The 19,917-nt window shown below is 45.1% G+C and carries 16 protein-coding genes; 12 read left to right on the plus strand and 4 right to left on the minus strand.

Annotated features, from left to right (window positions below; genetic code table 11):
- Window positions 1-185 precede the first annotated feature (185 nt).
- From FOA19_RS02600 to FOA19_RS02655, 12 genes are all read left to right on the plus strand, one after another.
- Window positions 186-2,249 (plus strand): GumC family protein, encoded by a 2,064-nt coding sequence (locus FOA19_RS02600; protein WP_223808700.1) that lies wholly within the window; start codon window positions 186-188, stop codon window positions 2,247-2,249.
- Window positions 2,250-2,489: 240 nt separating this feature from the next.
- Window positions 2,490-3,422, plus strand: coding sequence for an exostosin domain-containing protein (locus FOA19_RS02605; RefSeq protein ID WP_223808701.1), 933 nt, complete (start codon window positions 2,490-2,492; stop codon window positions 3,420-3,422).
- 77 nt (window positions 3,423-3,499) lie between these two features.
- The gene (locus FOA19_RS02610) at window positions 3,500-4,795 is read left to right on the plus strand and encodes an MATE family efflux transporter (protein ID WP_149089235.1); all 1,296 of its coding nucleotides are present in this window, start codon (window positions 3,500-3,502) and stop codon (window positions 4,793-4,795) included.
- Window positions 4,796-5,240: 445 nt separating this feature from the next.
- Window positions 5,241-5,660 carry a hypothetical protein gene (locus FOA19_RS02615; RefSeq protein ID WP_149089236.1) on the plus strand — a complete coding sequence of 140 codons (420 nt, stop codon included), beginning with the start codon at window positions 5,241-5,243 and terminating at the stop codon, window positions 5,658-5,660.
- 176 nt (window positions 5,661-5,836) lie between these two features.
- Window positions 5,837-6,919 (plus strand): glycosyltransferase family protein, encoded by a 1,083-nt coding sequence (locus tag FOA19_RS02620; protein WP_190300261.1) that lies wholly within the window; start codon window positions 5,837-5,839, stop codon window positions 6,917-6,919.
- A 55-nt stretch (window positions 6,920-6,974) separates the two neighbouring features.
- Entirely contained in the window at window positions 6,975-7,835 is an 861-nt protein-coding gene (locus FOA19_RS02625; RefSeq protein ID WP_190300262.1) for a glycosyltransferase, read from the plus strand.
- An 88-nt stretch (window positions 7,836-7,923) separates the two neighbouring features.
- Window positions 7,924-8,952 carry a polysaccharide pyruvyl transferase family protein gene (locus FOA19_RS02630; protein ID WP_149089239.1) on the plus strand — a complete coding sequence of 343 codons (1,029 nt, stop codon included), beginning with the start codon at window positions 7,924-7,926 and terminating at the stop codon, window positions 8,950-8,952.
- Between the two features lie 33 nt (window positions 8,953-8,985).
- Entirely contained in the window at window positions 8,986-10,065 is a 1,080-nt protein-coding gene (locus tag FOA19_RS02635; RefSeq protein WP_149089240.1) for a glycosyltransferase family 4 protein, read from the plus strand.
- Between the two features lie 84 nt (window positions 10,066-10,149).
- A complete protein-coding gene (locus tag FOA19_RS02640; RefSeq protein WP_149089241.1) occupies window positions 10,150-11,316 on the plus strand; it encodes a glycosyltransferase family 4 protein in 1,167 nt (388 codons plus the stop codon).
- A gap of 15 nt (window positions 11,317-11,331) precedes the next feature.
- The gene (locus FOA19_RS02645; RefSeq protein WP_223808702.1) at window positions 11,332-12,705 is read left to right on the plus strand and encodes a hypothetical protein; all 1,374 of its coding nucleotides are present in this window, start codon (window positions 11,332-11,334) and stop codon (window positions 12,703-12,705) included.
- Window positions 12,706-12,861: 156 nt separating this feature from the next.
- Window positions 12,862-13,980 carry a glycosyltransferase family 4 protein gene (locus FOA19_RS02650; RefSeq protein ID WP_223808703.1) on the plus strand — a complete coding sequence of 373 codons (1,119 nt, stop codon included), beginning with the start codon at window positions 12,862-12,864 and terminating at the stop codon, window positions 13,978-13,980.
- Window positions 13,981-14,151: 171 nt separating this feature from the next.
- Window positions 14,152-15,432 carry a glycosyltransferase gene (locus FOA19_RS02655; protein WP_149089243.1) on the plus strand — a complete coding sequence of 427 codons (1,281 nt, stop codon included), beginning with the start codon at window positions 14,152-14,154 and terminating at the stop codon, window positions 15,430-15,432.
- 158 nt (window positions 15,433-15,590) lie between these two features.
- Here the strand turns inward: FOA19_RS02655 and FOA19_RS02660 are convergent, their stop codons facing one another.
- From FOA19_RS02660 to FOA19_RS23265, 4 genes are all read right to left on the minus strand, one after another.
- Entirely contained in the window at window positions 15,591-16,910 is a 1,320-nt protein-coding gene (locus tag FOA19_RS02660; RefSeq protein ID WP_149089244.1) for a WcaI family glycosyltransferase, read from the minus strand.
- A gap of 129 nt (window positions 16,911-17,039) precedes the next feature.
- A complete protein-coding gene (locus FOA19_RS02665) occupies window positions 17,040-17,951 on the minus strand; it encodes a glycosyltransferase family 2 protein (protein ID WP_149089245.1) in 912 nt (303 codons plus the stop codon).
- 46 nt (window positions 17,952-17,997) lie between these two features.
- Window positions 17,998-18,576 carry a WcaF family extracellular polysaccharide biosynthesis acetyltransferase gene (locus FOA19_RS02670; protein ID WP_149089246.1) on the minus strand — a complete coding sequence of 193 codons (579 nt, stop codon included), beginning with the start codon at window positions 18,574-18,576 and terminating at the stop codon, window positions 17,998-18,000.
- 623 nt (window positions 18,577-19,199) lie between these two features.
- Window positions 19,200-19,917 (minus strand): malectin domain-containing carbohydrate-binding protein (locus tag FOA19_RS23265; protein WP_190300263.1); only part of this gene is annotated, 718 nt, incomplete at its 5' end.

Consider the following 19,917-nt stretch of genomic DNA (forward strand, 5'->3'; position numbering starts at 1 on the left):
GTGCTGCGTTCATGTACTTACGCTACCACACCAGTGTCCAGTACAAGGTAGCAAGTAGGTTGCTTATAAAAGAAAACCAAAGGGGACAGGGTATTTCTGGGGCAGGGACTTTCAGTGACTTGGATATGTTTAACTCCACAAAGGTAGTAGATAATGAAATCTTAATACTAGATTCCAAAACCTTGATGGAAAGGGTGGTCCAGGATTTGGATTTATTCACCAACTACTACATTGAGGGGCAATTCCAAGATATAGAAATCTATGGAAAGGAGTTGCCTATAAAACTTGTTGTGGAGAGCCTGCATAACTCAGGCTACAACAAAGAACTTATTATCCACACTAAGGATAACAATAGTTTTGTACTTGAAGAACAGGACGGCAAAAGAAGCATCCATAGTTTTGGAAAAAGGATTCAAAAGCCCTATGCCACCTTTACCGTGCTGGCCACCTATAAGTTAAACTCCACCCCTACTTCTAATCTAAACCAAGTCAAGGTTCAGTTCCAGAACATTCAAGAAGTTGCCAGCCGCTATCACAACGCCATTGAGGTAATGCAAGCCGGCAAGACCTGGACAAACGTAATTAAGTTAGAACTTACAGACTCTAAGCCAGAAAGAGCAAAAGACATTCTCAATAAGCTGGTTGAAGTTTACAACAAAGAGTCAATTGAAGACAAAAACGTTTTGGCGACCAACACCCTCGCTTTCATAGACGAGAGGCTTAAATACTTAACTACTGAACTTACTGGCGTTGAGAAAAATGTAGAACAATATAAAAGCCAGAATGAAGTCACCGATGTGAATACCCAAGCGAGTGACTATCTGGCGCAGGCAAGCGATTATAATAAACAGCTTTCTGAGTGGGCCATTCAGATAGATATCCTCAGATCAATAGAGAAATACCTGAGCCAGGATAAGGGAGAATACCGGATGGTACCGAGTTCATTAGGCATACAGGACCAAACCCTTATGAGCCTTATTGGCAAATTCAATGAATTGCAACTAGAACGGGAGCGCATGCTTCGCACCACCAATCCTAATAACCCTTTAATTCAGAACATAAACGAACAACTTGCCAACCTTAGGGTAAACCTCCTGGAAAACCTCAGGAACATAAAAAGGAGCTTACTTATCACCAGCAACAAACTGCAAGCTACTTCAGGCCAATTCAAGTCAAAGATCAGGAAAGTGCCCTCCATGGAGCGGCAATTATTGGAGATTAACCGGCAGCAGAGCATAAAGCAGAACCTTTACCTATATCTTTTGCAGAAACGGGAGGAAACAGCCTTAACACTGGCCTCCTCCGTGTCCCACATCCGCATCATTGACCCCGCCCTTGTGGAAGGATTTTCCGTGCTGCCCAGTAAATCCACGGTCTACCTAATGTCGCTTTTACTGGGCTTGCTTATCCCGTTTGCAGGTATTTATTTGAAAAACATCTTCAAAAACAAAATCCAAACGAAGAAAGAGATTGAAGACGCCACAAACGCTCCCATCTTAGGTGAGTTATGCCAAAAGGATTCACCAGACTTTGTGGTGGTGAAGAAAGGAAGCCGAGCGCCCATTGTAGAGTTGTTCCGGCTTATAAGGGCAAAACTTCACTTTGCCGCGGTAGACAAAGAAAACAAGGTCATGCTTATCACCTCCAGCATGAGTGGAGAAGGAAAAACCTTTTTTGGGGTGAACCTGGCCGCCAGTCTGGTGCTAACCGGTAAAAAGGTATTAGTCATAGACCTTGACCTAAGATCTCCGCGCCTTTCAGCCGAACTAGGGCTGTCAACCGGGCTCGGGGTGAGCAATTACCTGGTTTCAGGTAAAACCCAGATTCATGATTTGATTAGATTGACAGATATGGTACCGGGGTTGTATGCTATCTCGGCGGGGCCAATCCCTCCAGACCCTGCAGAAATGTTACTTTCAAAGAAATTAAGCCATTTGATAAATGAAGTAAAGCAAAGCTTCGACCATATCATTATTGACACATCCCCAATTGGGCAGGTAGCAGATGCCTTGGTGTTAAGTCCCCTTGTAGACTCAACCATTTACTTGATGAGGTACAATTATACCTATAGGAAACAGATTGAGATGATTGATGAGATCTACAGAAACAGAACCCTGCCCCATCCAATGATTGTGCTGAATGATGCCAGAAAAGAAAACGGCAACGGATACGGCTATGGGTACGGATATGGCTACGGCTATGAAAACAAATACCAGGCGCCTACCCCTTCTAAAGAACTTTTAAGCTAGGGAGCAAGCTGCCTTTTATATTCTATCCTATATTCTTCAACCTGAAATTAATAGTACATCTTACGAATAAGAAACTACCCCATGCTTTTCTCTCCAAATGAGACTAAAGGAAGCATTAAGTTACCATAAGCATTCAAGATTAGATCATGGCATATATCCAAAAAGCGTCCGGAATAGATGAGATTGAAGTTATTATTCATAACCAGCGACTTGTCACTTCTAGCTGATCCTGACTCAAAAATGCTTACCAAAGTAAAGGAAGCGCTTTTGAAGACAGGATCAGTGGAGGAAGTCTTTTCGCCAGACACCGCAGATGCCCTCATAATTCAGGAAAAAGAGTCTTACAAAGATTTCAGATATATCAAGAGTTTGCAAAAAGATGCATTCATCAATGAATTTGCTTCCAAGGTTTACACCATTAATAGGGATGACTGCGCCACCGGGCTTTTAAGAGGACTCTACACCAGTTTACCCAAGGCGCGATTTGATCCTGCCATTCATGCCTCTGTTCCTTACATGGAGTACCCCAACAAACTAATCTTCTCACAGAACCTGGTAGATGAACCACCTTTTTTCCTGGCCAGTTGGAGAGGAAACACCAAGTCAAACAAAATACGATCAGAGTTAATCAAAAGCCTGAAATCAAATCCAGAACTCCAGATAGAAGCCACAGACAGTTGGTTAAACCACCAGAAAGAAGAAAAGGAACGATACATTCAGCTTATCCGGCACGCCAAGTTTTCGCTCTGCCCCGCGGGGTGGGCGCCCGTAAGTTTCAGGATATATGAAAGCATGGCCCTAGGCAGATGCCCTGTGATTATCGCCGACGAGTTTGTTCCGCCCCCAGGGCCAAACTGGAACGAGTTTGCGTTGTTTTACCCCCAGAACAAAACAGACCAACTTTATTCTTTTCTGAAAGAACATGAGGGTAGTTACAGCAGGTTAGGCCAGGCTGCCTACCAGTACTGGAAAGAATATTTCAGCCCAGATGTGGTGGCGGGTTATTTGGCTAACTCCCTCCTGAAACTCTTGTTTACTGCCCCTGAAACGACCAGGCAACATGAAATCAAAAGATGGAACTCCTTTCAAGTACACTGGACCAATCATTGGACTCTTCCCCAGAGAATCCACCTCAAAGTGAACAAAGTATTCAAAATGGCATTGCCGTTTTAAGCTGAAATCTTCAAAAAACCCTCAAAAACAGGAGATTGGTTTTAGGGCAGAAGATCAGCGTCTAAATCAAATAGGTCATGAGAGCAGTTGCCCAGCACATATACAAGAAGTCATACTATTCTAAAGCTATTGAGTGGGGGAAGCTGATTACCCTTACCGGGTCGGCTCAGTTACTGGTGCAAATCACGGGGTTTCTGAGTGGTATCTTGGTTATACGGCTGCTCCCCACCCATGAGTATGCCCTTTATACACTGGCAAATACCATGCTGGGCACAATGACCATTTTAGCGGATGGGGGCATCTCTGCCGGCGTGATGGCCCAAGGAGGAAAGGTGTGGCAGAACCCTCAGCAACTGGGCATTGTCATCAACACAGGACTGGAGCTAAGAAGAAAGTTTGCGATTGGCAGCTTGGCTATCGCCGTACCCCTCCTGCTCTACCTGCTAAGGCACCACCAGGCAAGCTGGCTGATGGCGGCGTTGATCACAGCTAGTTTGATCCCTGCGTTTCTATCGGCGTTATCAGGTACCCTGCTTGAAACGGCCTTGAAGCTACGCCAGGATATTGCGCCCCTGCAGAAAAACCACATCCAGGTGAATTTAGGGAGGCTCGCCCTTATTGGCTTAACCATGTTTGCTTTTCCCTGGGCTTTTGTAGCCGTGCTAGCCGCTGGTGTACCTCAAATCTGGGCGAACTTGAAGCTGCGTAGGCTATCTGCCCGTTACGCCGATTTGGGGCAAGAACCAGACCCAGCAACAAGGAAAGAGATCCTAACCTTCGTCTCCAGAATCCTTCCTGGTTCTATCTACTACTGTTTATCTGGTCAGTTAACGTTGTGGCTCATCTCCAGCTTTGGCACCACCGAAGCCGTTGCGCAGGTAGGTGCCATGAGCAGGTTATCATTGGTTTTGGTAGTAGTCCGGGTATTATTCAGTACGCTTACGTTCCCACGGTTTGCCCGGCTGCAACAAAACGCCAGACTACTTTTCAGCCGTTATGTCCAGCTTCAGCTCATGGTCACGCTGTTGAGCACCATGATACTGAGTGTAGTGTGGTTGTTTCCTTCTGAAGTGTTATGGATTTTAGGTAAAAACTACACCAATCTGCAAGATGAGGTCTTTTTACAGATGACAGGAAGCTGCCTTGGCTTGATCTCTACCATATCGTATGGTTTATACACAAGCAGGGGCTGGGCAATCAATCCTTTTCTTTCCATCCCTCTCAATGTCCTTTCTCTGGTAGCAGGAGCTTTCCTTTTCGATGTGGCTTCTCTGCATGGTATTTTGTTATTCAACATTTTCGTTGCCTTTGTTCAGGTACTCATCAACACCGTTTTCAGCATCTTGAAAATCTCCCAAGCTAACCCTACATAACCCGCCCAACCAATTACTTTTAGCTCTCCACTATTGTATAAACCTATACAAGGCAGCCCATAGCTCACCCGCTTGATTCATAAAATTACTTCTAATTGACATGAATAAAGATACCCAAATCATCATGCCTGTGGCCCCTTCCAAAGTGCTATCGTTTTTGATAAAAACTACTTTGGTGCTAGTGGCATTAAACCTTGTTGCCTGCTATCTGAGAAATGTACTGGGCTACGAGTCTGTTTTCACTTTCATTCAAAAGTTTTACATGGACAGTGAGGGAAACGTACCTGCTTTCTTTTCAACTTCCATCTTATTCTTTTCCGCCTTCTTATTCTTTTTGATTTCCAAAGCGAAGAAATCAACCGGAGACCCTTTCTACAAACATTGGGCAGGACTCTCCTTTATATTTTGCCTTCTGGCGTGTGACGAGGGTTTTCAACTTCATGAAATGCTCTCTATTCCGTTGAACACGCTAAAGCTCACCGGCATTTTCTTATTTTCCTGGGTACTGGGAGCTGGCGTGTTAGTGGCCATTTTCAGCATAGCCTACATCAAGTTTCTGTTGTCTCTCCCCCTCAAGTATAGCCGTAACTTCTTTCTGGCCGGTCTTATTTTTATTTCAGGCACCCTGGGGATGGAAATGTTGGGCGGCTGGATTGTAGAAAACTACGGAAGAGAAGGCATCACCTATTCCATCGTATTCACCATTGAGGAGACGCTGGAGATAACCGGCATCATTCTTCTGATCAATACGCTGCTGCAATACACCCAGGAACATCTGCAATCCCTTTCCTTCACTTTTGACAAAAAGACCCCTGAAACAGAGCGAGCCAAAACAGAGACCGCTGTACTAGAACCGGCCCTGTAAACAAGCAAAGCATCAGGTCCTGGATGCAGACCAGGCTTTCTGCCAAACAACCTTATTCGCTTTTAAGGGAATTGTATGCTTCCTCACCAAAATGAGCCCAAAGGCTAACCCAATTTTATAGTACTAAGATGAGAGTAGTTTTCCTTTGCGGCTCCCTGGAACCAGACTGCGATGGTGTGGGCGATTACACCCGTCGTCTTGCCGGAGAATTGATTCGGCAGGCCCACCAGGTAACAGTTATTGCACTAAACGATAAGTATTGCTCCGCACCGCTACTAGAAACACAAATAGCCAGCGGCATCTCGATACAGGTTGTGCGACTACCCACAGGCCTTTCAAACCAAACCCGGTTCTCTATCGCAAGAGAGCATCTGGAGGAGTTTGCGCCCGATTGTATAAGCCTACAATACGTGCCCTTTGCTTTTCATGACAAAGGATTACCCTTTTTCATGAATCTATTTTTAAAAGAACTGACAAAAGGAAGCAAACTCCATATCATGTTCCATGAACTATGGGTAGGGGTTGACGGTGAAGTGGGTTTTAAAAGGAGTTTGCTAAAACAAGCCCAAAAACTCCTGATCAAGGATCTGCTCAGAAGGACAACTCCTGATCACATTACCACCACCATTGACATCTACAAAAAACAGCTTCCGCAGCCTAAAACCAGACTTCTCCCCTTGTTTGGGAACATACCCATTGTTCCTGTAGATGGCTATGCCAGAAAGCAGGAAGACCACTTGAGAATAGCCCATTTTGGAAGTTTCACCGGTTTGCTGGATGATTTCAGATCTCAGGTTTTGTTTTTGTCTAAAGCAGCCCACTCCAAAGGATTGAAGGCAGAATTGGTCGCCTTTGGTGAGGGAGGTCCTCACGCAGAAGCCGCCCTAACTGCTGCCTCCCTTGTTCTGGGGAAGGGCAACGTACATGAACTAGGCCGTTTACCGCCCCCTGAAATCTCCTTGCAACTGCAGTTAGCGGACGTGGGCATTTCCAGGTCTGACTTTATCCTATCAGGTAAAAGCGGCGCAACCTTGGCAATGCTGGAGCATGGGCTCCCGGTTTTACTTAGAGGGAAAATGCCCCTGGAAATCCTGGACCCCGCTTCCACCGGCTTGTTCACAGACCAACTGCTTTTCTGTGATTCGGGATTTGAAGCTGTTTTCGCAAAAAAAGCCCCAAAACCCAGATTACAGGTAGTAGCCCAGAAATATATTGAATTCTTAAATCAGGCGGAGTTTGCCCGTAAGGTTAGCTCTTGAAATATAGTAAGCCATGCTTGGTCAACCCTTAAAAGAGAATGCGATTGCCATTGTAGTGAATCAGGATTTTGCACGCTATGCGAAGACGTTAATCAACTCCATTAATAAGAATTGGGTGAATCACCCACCAATTCTTTTATTTCTAACCCCAGATGTGGATAGGGAGTTGGAGGACTTTTTCTCTCTTCTTCCAAAAGTAACTCCAAAACGCTTCAACCCTCAAGAGTTTGAATACCGTGAACTGCTTGTAGATAAGAATGAAAAGTTTGAATCTAAATCTTTCAATGATGCCGGCTTCTTCATCGTGAATTTCTGGAGCAATCTGTTCTCAGAATACAACAACATCTTGGTGTTGGATGCAGACATGTTGGTACTGAAAGATTTGAGTGCCCTCATGGAGGATGATTCCTTTCTGGGGATAAGCGCTGCCAATGAACGGATTCTACCTGTATTCTCTTTCAACCGCCCCCTGCTGAAGAAGTCTTTTGGCCTGGCAAATGCCTATTTCAAGGCATTGACCATGGGTATCTTCTTACCTCCGTTCGCCTCCATGAACTCAGGCGTATTAAGGATTGGCCCTAAAGACAGAACCCCAGATAAATACCGGGCGCTGCTAAAGATCTTAAAGGAGTTCAGGGCCAGCACCGCCAGTGACCAGGAAATTATTTACCTCTGGATGCAGAAATTCAACAAGCCCCTATCCTTTGATTTTAGGATGAATTTTCAGGCAAGGTTTTTTAATGCCATAGAAAATAACGATATTCCAATAAGATTTAGGAGAAAAATAATAGAAGCCTCCCAAGACGTACACATCCTACACTTCAACGGGGCAAAACCAGACAACCCAGACTTCCTACACCACCCTTGGACCAAAGACCGGCATGATTTGGTAGCGTTATTTAACAGTTATTCTTAAAACAAGCCAAAAACACCCTTCCCCTATTCTATCCATAGAAGTAAGTTCTTACTTATATCAAATTCTATCCTTTTATAAATTATTCCTTATGAAGTATTACTACCAGATTGAGGGAGACCTCAGGAATAATATTGGAGATGTCTTACAAGGCATGGTGGCTAAGAATTTCTTACCTACAAATGCTTTGGTGGTAAACCGAGAAGCTATGGCAGAAATTGATGCTGCAGAACCGGGGCTACTGGTGGCCAATGGCTGGTACATGCATTCCTTTGACAAGTTTCCTCCTCCAGAGAACATACAACCGGTCTACGTTTCTGTTCACATTGCCCAATCAGAATTATTATCAAATAGAAAAGTCAGAGACCATTTCAAGAAACATGCCCCCATTGGGTGCCGGGATGCGAAAACCCTGAAACTGTTTCTGGGATGGGGCATTCCCGCTTACTACTCCAGTTGCTTAACAATCACCACCGCTAAAAGAGCCCCCATTAATACCACCGGGAAAGGCGAAGTTCTGCTCGTTGACAACATTGACCACCCCATTCCTGAGAAGGTAAAACAGAAGTTAGAGGGTTTGCTAGGCACTTCTATGGTTAGGGTTTCCCATGACCCGCCAGATGTAAGCGGAACCATCCAGGAATTCATGCAAAAATCAGAACCCCACATGAATTCGCTTCTTGAAAGATATTGCAGGGCAGCCCTGGTGGTAACCACCAAAATACATTGCGCATTGCCCTGCCTTGGAATGGGCGCTAATGTGATGCTGATCCATCCTAATCCTTCAGACCCAAGGTTGGCCACCGTAGCAGAGTTCCTGGATATTGTTTCCTATGAAGAGGTGCTGGCCGCTGACTCCTTCTCCAAACCAGTTGTCAACCTGGCAGCCTTGACCAAAAAGAAAGAGTTTCTTTCTTCCATTGTAACTAAGTCTGTGGCTATGGGAGGCAATGTCATGCAAAGCCCAGATACGGCAGAACTCCAGAAAATAAAGCAGAGGGCTTCATTGATGGCTCGGCTTTACAGAATGGGTGTTAAGGCGGCGTGTACATCAGGGTTAGCGAACGAGCAAATGAAAAGGGTTTTCAGTGAAAGAGCCCTTGAGCATATTAACTCATAGCTCTTTTAGAGAAGGGGCAATAATAGGAGGACCATGAAAAAGATAGTTGTTTATTCCACTCAGCTTTTACCCACCGGCGGAATAGAAAGCCATCTTCTTGAATTCTGCCAGAAAATGAGCGACAAGTCTGTCATCATTGACCTGATTGTCCTAAACTCCAGGATACCTCCAGCCACTGAGGAACTATACCGTGCCAAATGCCGGAACGTTTTTCTGGGCCAGAACAAATCTTCGGCAGAAAGACTCATCTGGCTGGTCTCCGTGGCTCTTAAATTGAAGTCTAACCAGTATGATGCCCTTTACACCAACGGTCAGGGAGAAAGCATTGGTGTTTTACCTAAACTGTTGAGAATAAAAGGAACCTGGGTTCACCACCATCATACTGCGGGAGACAAAGAAGACCAGGCCACTTGGGGAAACCAGTATGTAAGCACCCTCAAGAAAGCCGATACCGTGATCGCCTGCTCGAACAGGAATGCCATGGAGATGTCGGCCGCTTTAAGCCGGACCATTGACACTATCCCTTGCCTATCCCGGGAGATTAAGGTAGAACCGCTTCCGCTGGCCAAAAACGGAAAGATAAAACTAGGCTACTATGGCCGCCTGATTCCGGAAAAAGGCATTGACCTGTTGTGCAAGCTAAGTGAAGAACCTGCTTTAGGGGATGTTGAATTTCATATATGGGGAAAAGGAGAAGCCTATCCGTTCTCCTACTTTGAAAATTTCCCAAGAGTGCGGTACCACGGCCCTTTCTCTGGTGTAACAGAACTTAAAAAGGTCTTGAGTTTACTGGATGGCTTTTTGCTGCTTTCCGTGCACCCCGAGGGATTGCCAATAAGCCTTTTGGAAGTGATGAGTGCCGGCACTCCCTGGTTAGCGACAGACCGTGGCGGGGTTCCTGATATTGCCTGTGATCCTGTTTCAACCAGAGTGATCCCGGCAAGTTCAGATTATCAACAGATCAAGAAATCGGTGGAGCTGTTCGCAGCCGATCTTGCGGCAGGCAAAATCTCAAAAGAAACCCAGAAACGGCTCTACGCTGAAAAGTTTTCCGCCCCTGCGGTCGTGCAGAGATGGAAGGAAGCATTGAAACTGAATTTAACCCCTAATTAGCGCTCAGGTCCCGTGGTTATTCTATCCCATCCAACAGGTAATGCAAACGTACGGGCAGCGGCGCTCGGCTTTCAGGAAGCGGGCATGCTTTCTGAATTCAGAACCTCTATCGCTTCTTTTCCCGGGAGTGCCTTGGATAGCGTTGGCGGAATTGGCCCATTGAAGGAAATACGAAGAAGACGGTTTGACCTCAGCTTGAAAACGGTCACCAAAACCTGGCCGTGGATGGAAGCAGGTCGGCTTCTGGCTACAAAGGCAGGTCTTTCTCCTTTCACGCAACACGAGACCGGCCCGTTCTGCATTGATTCGGTTTACCGCAAATTTGATAACCACGTAGCGTCCAAAATAACCTCCGGCCTGAAAAAGGGAGCAAAGGCGGTCTATGCCTTTGAAGACGGGGCTTTGGATTCGTTTAAAAAGGCAAAGAACCTACACCTCCACTGCCTATACGATCTGCCCATTGGGTATTGGAGAACCGCCAGAAGACTGTTGGAAAACGAGCGGCTCCAAAAACCTGAATGGGCCTCTACCCTAAAAGGCCTTCAGGACTCAGAAGAAAAGCTTGCCCGAAAAGACGAAGAACTACGGTTGGCCGACCGGATTTTTGTAGCCAGCCAATTTACCGCCAAAACGTTACAAGACTATCCTGGCCCTCTCGCCCCCATAGAAATCATCCCCTACGGTTTTCCTCCAGTCGTAAACGGCAGGGATTATCGCTCTGGCTCCGGAAGCAAACGGTTGAAGTTGCTGTTTGTAGGTGGACTTTCCCAGCGGAAGGGCATCGCTGATTTGTTTGCCGCCGTGGCCCCTCTAGAAAAGCATGTGGAATTGACCATTGTAGGGCGAAAACCCAGCACAAACTGCCCTGCGTTAGATGCCGCTTTGGCAAAACACCGCTGGATTCCCAGTTTATCGCATCCAGATGTCTTGTCCCTTATGCGCACCCAAGACGCCCTTGTTTTCCCCTCTCTTTTCGAAGGGTTTGGTCTGGTAATTTCAGAAGCCATGTCTCAGGGTACCCCAGTTATCACCACTGAAAGAACGGCTGGCCCTGATCTTATCACCCATGATCATTCTGGCTGGCTGGTGGCGGCAGGTTCTGCAGATGCCCTAAGAGCATCTATTGAAAAACTCATCGGGCACCCAAACACCATCCAATCTGCGGGGAGGGCAGCCATGGAAACCGCTCGCAAACGACCTTGGGAGGTTTACGGCAGAGAACTGGCTAAGGCAGTCTTGAATTACAATTAGGTTTATCTCAGCAATATGCGTGCTTATACCAGAAATCCGCGGGGCCTTCTAGATACCCAGGCTGCAACCCTAGAGAGCCTTCCCTTTAGAGCAAACCCGGCGTTGCCAGCATCAGACCAACTGCTGAAGAAGGCAATATGGCTTTACTTCATTCTGCTCATCTTTGAAGGTGCCATTCGTAAATGGGTGTTCCCGGGTTTGGCAACTCCCCTGTTGATTGTTCGGGATCCTATTGCGCTTCTGATAGTGGCAAAGACCCTGCACCGGGGCCTGTTTCCCTTTCACCCTTACTTGATTGTCCCCGTGCTGATTGGCATTACTAGCATATTCACCGCTACCTTTCTGGGTCATGGAAATATGATGGTCGCCTTGTACGGAGCCCGTATTTTCCTGCTGCATTTTCCAATGATGTTTGCCATTGGACGGCTCTTCAACCAGGACGATGTGATTAAAATTGGGAAAGTGACTCTGTGGATGGCCATTCCCATGGCGTTTTTGATTGCTTTACAGTTTTATAGCCCACAAACGGCCTGGGTAAACAGAGGCGTGGGAGGAGATGTAGCGGGTGCGGGCTTTAGCGGCGCATTAGGGTATCTCCGGCCACCGGGCACTTTCTCGTTTACCAACGGACTCACCCTCTTTTACGGCTTTGTGGCCTCCTTTATTATTTACTTCTGGTTCAATACCGATAAGATAAATAAACTCATTTTGATTGGGGCTACCTCTGCTCTTCTTGCTGCTATTCCGCTTTCTATCAGCCGAGGCTTATTTTTTCAGATTGGGGTAAGTCTGATTTTTGCCATTACAGCGGTTTCACGCAAACCTAAATATGCAGGCAAGTTTGTCCTTGCCAGTATTGGTATTGGCATCACCCTCTTGTTGCTAAGCCAGACCAGCTTTTTTGAAACAGCCACAGTGGCATTCACCACCCGCTTTGAGCTTGCTACAACCAATGAAGATGGCTTGGAAGGCGTATTGCTAGACCGGTATTTGGGTGGCCTGATTGGCTCCTTCAAAGACAATCAAGATCTACCCTTCTTTGGGTATGGGGTTGGAATGGGCACCAACGTAGGAAGTATGCTTCTTTCAGGAAGCAAAACCTTCCTGATCTCAGAAGGGGAATGGGGAAGATTAATTGGAGAGTTAGGGCTTTTCTTGGGCTTGGCTGTTATTCTGATCAGATTGGGGTTTTCACTTAAAATCGCGATAGCTGCCTATAGAAAGTTGGTGGCAGGAGACTTACTGCCTTGGATGCTTTTGAGCTTCGGCTTATTGATCGTACCCCAGGGGCAGTGGGCCCAGCCTTCTGCCCTCGGCTTCTCTACCCTTATCGGAGGTTTGATGATAGCCTCCCTTAGGCCTTCAAAAAGCAAAGCTCTCCTTCCTTAAGAGCCCCATAAAAGGGAGCATGTTTATTCTTGGCTGCTCTGGATAGTAAAGACTTACTCCAAGTTGGCTATAAAAGAAGCCAGCACTCACCTTAACTAGAAGAATATGGCTAAGTTCATATTGATAGGCAATTACCCCCGGGATAGGCAGGAGAGCATGGAAAGGTTTGCCCAGATGCTGTACCATGGCTTTCAGGAGGCCGGGCATGCCTCTGAGATTTGGCGGCCAGTCGTCTTTTTTGGGGTATTCTTCAAGAACACCACTTCTGGATTAGGGAAATGGATGGGGTATCTGGATAAATATATTCTCTTCTGTCTTCTGCTGCAGTGGCGGGTATTTCAGATCAAGGCAAAAAACAAGGAAGTCCGATTTCACATTTGCGATCATTCCAATGCCCCTTATCTGCAATTCCTGCCTTCTTCTAAAACCAGTATCACCTGTCATGATGTGATTGCCATCAGGGCAGCAAAAGGCTACCCAGGCACTCATGTTGCCGTGTCCTTTTTCGGGAAGATTTTACAGAAATGGATTCATAAGCACCTAAGTTCCGCGGTTTCCGTTGCGTGTGTCTCCGAACTAACACTTACGCAATTAAGGGAGATCACTTCAGCTGAAAAGCCGGAAGAGAGAGATTGGCGGATAATCTACAATGCATTCAATGCCGACTTCAAACAAATCCCTCCCGATGTAGCCTTTGAAAGGTTGAAGAAAAGTGGCCTTCCCCTTGATGCTCCTTTCATTCTTCATGTAGGTTCTGCGCATCCCCGGAAAAACCGAAAATTGCTGCTTGACATGGTCTCCGAGCTTGGAGACAACTGGAAAGGTAACATCTGCTTAGCCGCTAAACCCCTTGACCCAGCCTTAAGGGAGCATGCGCATCGGCTTGGTTTACAAGAAAGGGTTTTCTCCATCGTCAATCCTACCCATGCCACCTTAGAGGCACTGTACAATACCTGCCAGGCTTTTGTTTTCCCCTCTTACTCTGAGGGGTTTGGCTGGCCGGTTATTGAAGCGCAGGCTTGCGGTGCTCCTGTGATCGCTAGCAATACAGAACCTATGCCTGAGGTGAGCGGTGGTGCCGGTCTCCATTGTGACCCAAACAAAGCAGATGAGTTTTCGGTGGCTCTCCTCTCCTTGGATGATTCTTCCATCTTATCAGATTTGGTGCAGCGAGGCCTTGACAATTGCAGCCGGTTTTCAAGAAAACATATGATAAACGCTTACCTGGAGCTTCACGGAATTAAGCAGAAAGAACCTCAACTTGTATGTGTTTGAAGGCCTTACCTCCTTCCTTGATTTCTCCTCCTGGAAGCTTAGAAGGAAGAATGTTTATTTAACGAATATTTTTCAGGCAATGGCCTTAGTGAGGCAGGCTAAGACCCAAAGTATCCCACCAGAACAGAAGGCTTGATTAATAGGTGGAGAACAACTAATAACTGATCCCTGATGAAGATTTTACGAGTAATTGGGAGTATGAATCCTGCAAGTGGCGGTCCCTGCCAAGGAATCCGGAATTCCATTCCTGAACTTGAAAAGCTGGGAGTATCAAATGAGGTAGTTTGTTTAGATTCTCCCGAGGCGGCGTTTCTGGGCAAGGATGAGTTTACCATCCATGCCTTGGGCCCGGGCAAAGGACCATGGAACTACTCCCCAAAACTATCCCCTTGGCTCCTTGAAAACCTTCCCCGGTTTGATGCGGTCATTGTGCACGGCCTTTGGCTTCATCATGGTTATGCCGTGAGGAGTGCCTTGAATAAGTTGAGACTGAAAACAACGGCCACAAAACCCGGAGGCCACAAACTCCCTGGCTTTTTTGTCATGCCCCATGGAATGCTTGATCCTTATTTTCAGAAAGCGGCAGGCAGGAAACTAAAGGCCCTTAGGAACTGGGTTTATTGGAAACTCATTGAAGGCCGTATCATCAATGAAGCGGCAGGAGTTCTATTTACCTGCGAGGCAGAGCTTAGCCTGGCACGCGAGCCTTTTACGCCTTATTTTCCAAAAAGGGAAATAAACGTAGGATATGGTATCCCAGAGCCACCCCAACTTACCTCAAGCATGGAGGAATCTTTCTTTGCGCTTTGCCCTGACTTGCGGACCCGTCCTTACCTCCTCTTTCTAAGCCGCATACATGAAAAAAAAGGCATTGATCTTCTCCTTAAGGCTTATGCTGAGTTGACCATGCGCCACCACCTCCATAAACCGGTTCCTGAGTTAGCCGAAGCAAATGATTCATCTCCCAACAGCACACTTGCAATTACCAGGGAATGGCCAGCCCTGGTAATTGCTGGCCCAGGTTTGGATACACCTTACGGAAAAACGCTACAGAAACAAGCCGAAGAAACTACCCTGCTGGGAAATAGATCTATCTACTTTCCTGGCATGTTGACCGGCGAAACCAAATGGGGGGCTTTTTATGGTTGTGAGGCTTTTATCTTGCCAAGCCATCAAGAGAATTTTGGCATTGCCGTGGCAGAGGCACTTGCTTGCAGCAAACCCGTTTTAATCTCTGATCAAGTAAACATTTGGAGAGAAATTGCCCAGACTGGAGGCGGCTTGTTAGCAAAAGACACACAGGAAGGCACAAAAGAGCTGCTAAGCACCTGGACGGATTTATCAGAAGAAGAGAGAGGCCAAATGAGAAGTAATGCAAGAACTACTTACGAGGCATTTTTTGCCATCAAGCCTCATGCATTGAGGGTGTGGGAAGCACTAAAACAATCATAGTAGGGAGAAAAAGGTAGACTAAACTTTCTAGTTAACCAACCTTTGCTTTAAGAGAGCCGATTCCTTCAACCTAGTACCATTGCCAGCTTTTGCCTTTTTAAGCTATTTTCTTAAAACGAAGGTAAAAACAGGTAACATCTGTGAATCTATTATCTGGCCTAACCATTCACCTCCACGAAGTCTTTTTCATTGCGGGCCAATTTATCTGCTCCTTTAAGCATAGAATTCATGGAAGTTGAAAACACATGTTCTTCAAAGGATTGCATGATGCTTTCAATTGAAAGATACTTTTCTGCATAAGCGCAAGCCGCAGACTTGATACTTTCATTACTGGCACCAACTAAAGCATTCCAAATTCCAGTATTCAAGGCCTCCTGGTTTTCAGCTTCCACAAGAATACCCATGTTATGCTTATGCACAAGCGCATACAAACCAGTTCCGGGGTTAGCGGTGATCAACGCCAAGCCACCAACGGCCAATATAGTAGTCAGTTTTGAAGGCATGACCAAATCACTGGCAATACCTTTCTGTATAACTAAATGCAGGTCGGCCATATTCAAGAACTGGTTGAACTTCTCAAAAGGCTGTAAGGGAAAGAAAATCAAGTTCTGCAGGTCTAAGCGTTCTGCCAAGTCAATAAGCCGTGCCTTGTAAGGCCCTGAACCGCAGATAACAAATTTCCAGTTTTCCTGATTTCTGAATCTGTCTGCAGCCTGGATGATGGCTTCTAAGCCTTGCTTCTCTCCTATAGCTCCAGAATACAGGATTACCTTGTCTGTGGACTTAAACCCAAACAATTCTTTCAGGCTCTCTTGATCTTTGATGGGATAGAATTGAGAAGTATCGGTCCAGTTTGGGTGCAGAAACACGTGCTTCTCTGCTTTGCTCTGGATTCTGTCTACCATACTTTCTGAAATACTGCTCACCACATCACTTCTGTTGAAAATAGCTTTCTCCAGTTTAAACAGTATCTCTATCACTCTTTTGTTTTGGATCATCTGCAAATCTCTGGCCGCTTCAATTTGCAGGTCTTGTATATGATACAAAAGCTTTGCTCCTCTCAACCCCTTATATAGTACCCCCAGAAACCCAATCAGAAAGGAAGGGGCTACTGTAATAACTACATCAAACTTTTGAGAGAAAACCAAACCAAGCACTCTTAAACCAGCCGATAAGAGAAAGGTAAAGTCCAGGATAATTCTCTTTAGACCTGACGGATTTGCGGGCACGTAGATAGGACATCGTAAGGTCCTGATCTTACCTCCAGATTCAAATTGCTGGACTTCTGAAGAAAACCTGAACCTCTTATGGTAGTAAGGTTCCTGCACCTTCCAGTAAGGATAATACGGGTAAGTGGTGACAACTGTACAATCATACCCTCTATTTGCCAGCCAATGGATTTGCTCTCCACAATATTTCCCGATACCAGTTGGTTCTGGTTTGAAATTATAACTTATGAGCAAAATTCTTTTTTTCACAACTTATATCCCGTTTAACAAACCAACTTTAAAATCTGTGGTGAGTATTTAAAAAGACGCCTATTTTATTAAAACAGCCCTTAAACCTAATTGAATAGCAGCAGTAATTTTAGATACAGAGAAGAAAATTCAATTTTCACCTAAAGAGATCAATCTATCTGGGAGAATGGAATCATTACTTAGGGTATCAACCTGTTTTACCAAGTGCTCCTTTCTCATATTCTCCTTTAATTTACAATAGATCTGCATAAAATAAGACATCTTTAGAATAGCATATGCAAAGCCTCTTGCACCGTCTTTGAAACCACCTAAAAAGATGTAACTCCCCATAAAGAAAACAGGACCAATTAAGACACTTTGCATCAATTGATATTTAACCCGCTGTTTCCAAGTCAAGGTAGCCACCCAAGAAGAATTGGTAAAAGATTTCAGAAAACGGGCAGCTTCCCATTCTGCATAATCATTATGCTTTATCACAAAATTTGATATTCCTCTAAAGTCTTGGTGGTCTATTTTACTTTTAATAACACCTACTTTTCCTTGTAGAATGGGATGCTCATGCACCTCCATATCCAGCTGTGTCCATTTATCTTCATCAATCTGCTCGTATTCACCAGCACCAACCTGAAACAAGGCCAGCTTCTTTAATGGGTAGCCTCCTTTTAGCTGCTTTCCTAAAAAATAGACCGAATAATTAAGCCAGTAACCTACCTTATCATTGTCATTTAGAGCAACTCTAAGCTCAGATTTGAAATCCTCGGTCAGATATTCATCAGCATCCAGAAAAAGAACCCATTTGGTTTTAGGAGTATGGTTTCTCAAAAACCAATTACGCTTTTTAGGGTATCTACCATCCCAAGAAAAATCTATGACTTCTATTCCGTAGGCTTTTGCAATTTCTTTCGTGCTGTCTGTGCTTCCTGAGTCAATAATCACAACGTGCTGTGCCAGATTTTGCCCGATAGCTTTTAAGCAATCAGGTAAATTTCTTTCTTCGTTTTTTACTGGGATAGCAATTGTAAGATCAAGTTTACGTGCCATTTCAATCAAACTCTATAAAAAGAAAGCTACTGTTGTAAAACTATCATCAAGAAACAGGCTCTAAGAACCTCTCTTTCTGTATCTTCTCTTCCATCCTGTCTTTGATGGGTTTGCACGGATGACCTGAGCAAACCATCCAGGCCGGCATATCCTTTGTCACAACGGCTCTAGCCCCAATAACACATCCTTCTCCTATGGTTACCCCAGGATGTACAAATGCCTCTGCGGCAACCCAGGCAAAGTCACCCACCTGTATCGGTTTGGTGACCAAAGGAAAACCCAACTCTGTATAATCATGGGTTCCTGTACACAGATGTGCTCCTTGAGAAACAACCGCCCTTCTCCCTATGATGATTTTGCCCTGAGAATATAGAATAACTCCATTGGCTATCCCGCATTGGTCTTCTAATTGAAGATTCCAAGGGGCCCAAATCTTTACTTTAGGATAAACATGTACACCTCTTCCCACTTTAGCGCCAAACAACCTTAACAGAAAAGACCTCCAGCCATGCAGTTGTTTAGGAGAATAGGTAAAGAACAAGGTGGCTGTTAGTTGCCAAACTAATCTAAAAAAGCGGTTGTAAAAAGAAAAAGAAGGGCCAGTAACTGTATCTTTATTATACATACCTATTTAGAATCTAAAACCTTTATACCACTCAAGAAACTTGCCTCTTCAGAACCAATAAAGTTCTTACAATCTCCAAATTCTATTAAACAATAACTCTACCCTACAAGCCCAAACAATTCACATATACAATTTGAAGCTAAGCTACTTTAAGACTATGAAACAGTTCAACAAACTAGAACAACATATATTTATAAAATATTAAATAATACTTCAATTTATTTTATCAAAAACAAGCCCTAAAACGGCCGTTCTTCCTAAAAATCCCAAATAATATCCCAAAATATACTTAGGAGTTAATACACTATAGTACAAAAAATTAATTCAAAACACAACATAACATTACACACATATTCTACTTACTTCATATTCCTATATACATACCTTATTAATACAAAATTCAACTGGCACCAAACGCAGCAACGCACATATAATTAAAAATAATCACATAAAAGCATTTCCTTTTAAAGGGCAAAAATAAATCGGTGCAAAATCTTCATGCACCGATTTATTTAACAACCAATTTAATTATCATGAAATTTACTTCTCATCTATTTTAGGCTTCCAGTTTGCAACCATGAGGGCACTACACTATTTAAGCAATAAATTAACCTAACTATCTATCAAGGCTTTTTCAGGACCTTGAACATTCTACTGAAGCTTTTGTCTTTACTTACGACATAAAGTAAGTAAACACCAGGGCTTAATTGAGCGTCTTGCAATGAAATCTTAAACTCGTTTTCACCCATAAATTTAGGCTTGAAAGATTCTTTATAAAAGGTATTCCCTAAAACATCATACACCTTTACTTCATACTCTTCACCTTCTTTTTCTGAGTTGAGATGCAAATAAATATTCTCATCAAAAGGATTTGGATGAACATTCGCCTCAAGATTTTTAGGAGAGGAAGGCTCTAATACCACTTTGCTAGAAGATGAAGCGATACTACTAGTACCTATTCCGCCGGTTGCTATAACCTCCACGGCGGAGACCAGGGCGTTGTCCACAAGGCGGGCGAAGGCGATGTTGAGCGTGCCGTCGGTGACGGTCACCGTGAAGGTCTCCGTGGCGGCCGTCTTGGCCGCCCCCGCCCTGCCCACGATGTCGTAGGCGCTGAGCACCTTCGTCCCCTCGATGCTCACGTCGAACACCCGCTTGCCGGCCGCCGTCCAGTACAGGTCGGCGAAGTGCAGCACCACCTGGTACTCCCCACCCTTGACGGGGATGTTGTAGGAGAAGCCCGTCCCGAACCGGTTCGAGCGGTAGATCGCGTCGTCCGTGGTCCCGGCGATAGCATCCGTGGTGGGGGACTTCTTGGACCCGCCCGAGGCGAAGGCGTCC

The sequence above is a fragment of the Rufibacter hautae genome (genome assembly GCF_008271695.1).
In the GTDB taxonomy this organism is placed as follows: Bacteria; Bacteroidota; Bacteroidia; order Cytophagales; family Hymenobacteraceae; genus Nibribacter; species Nibribacter hautae.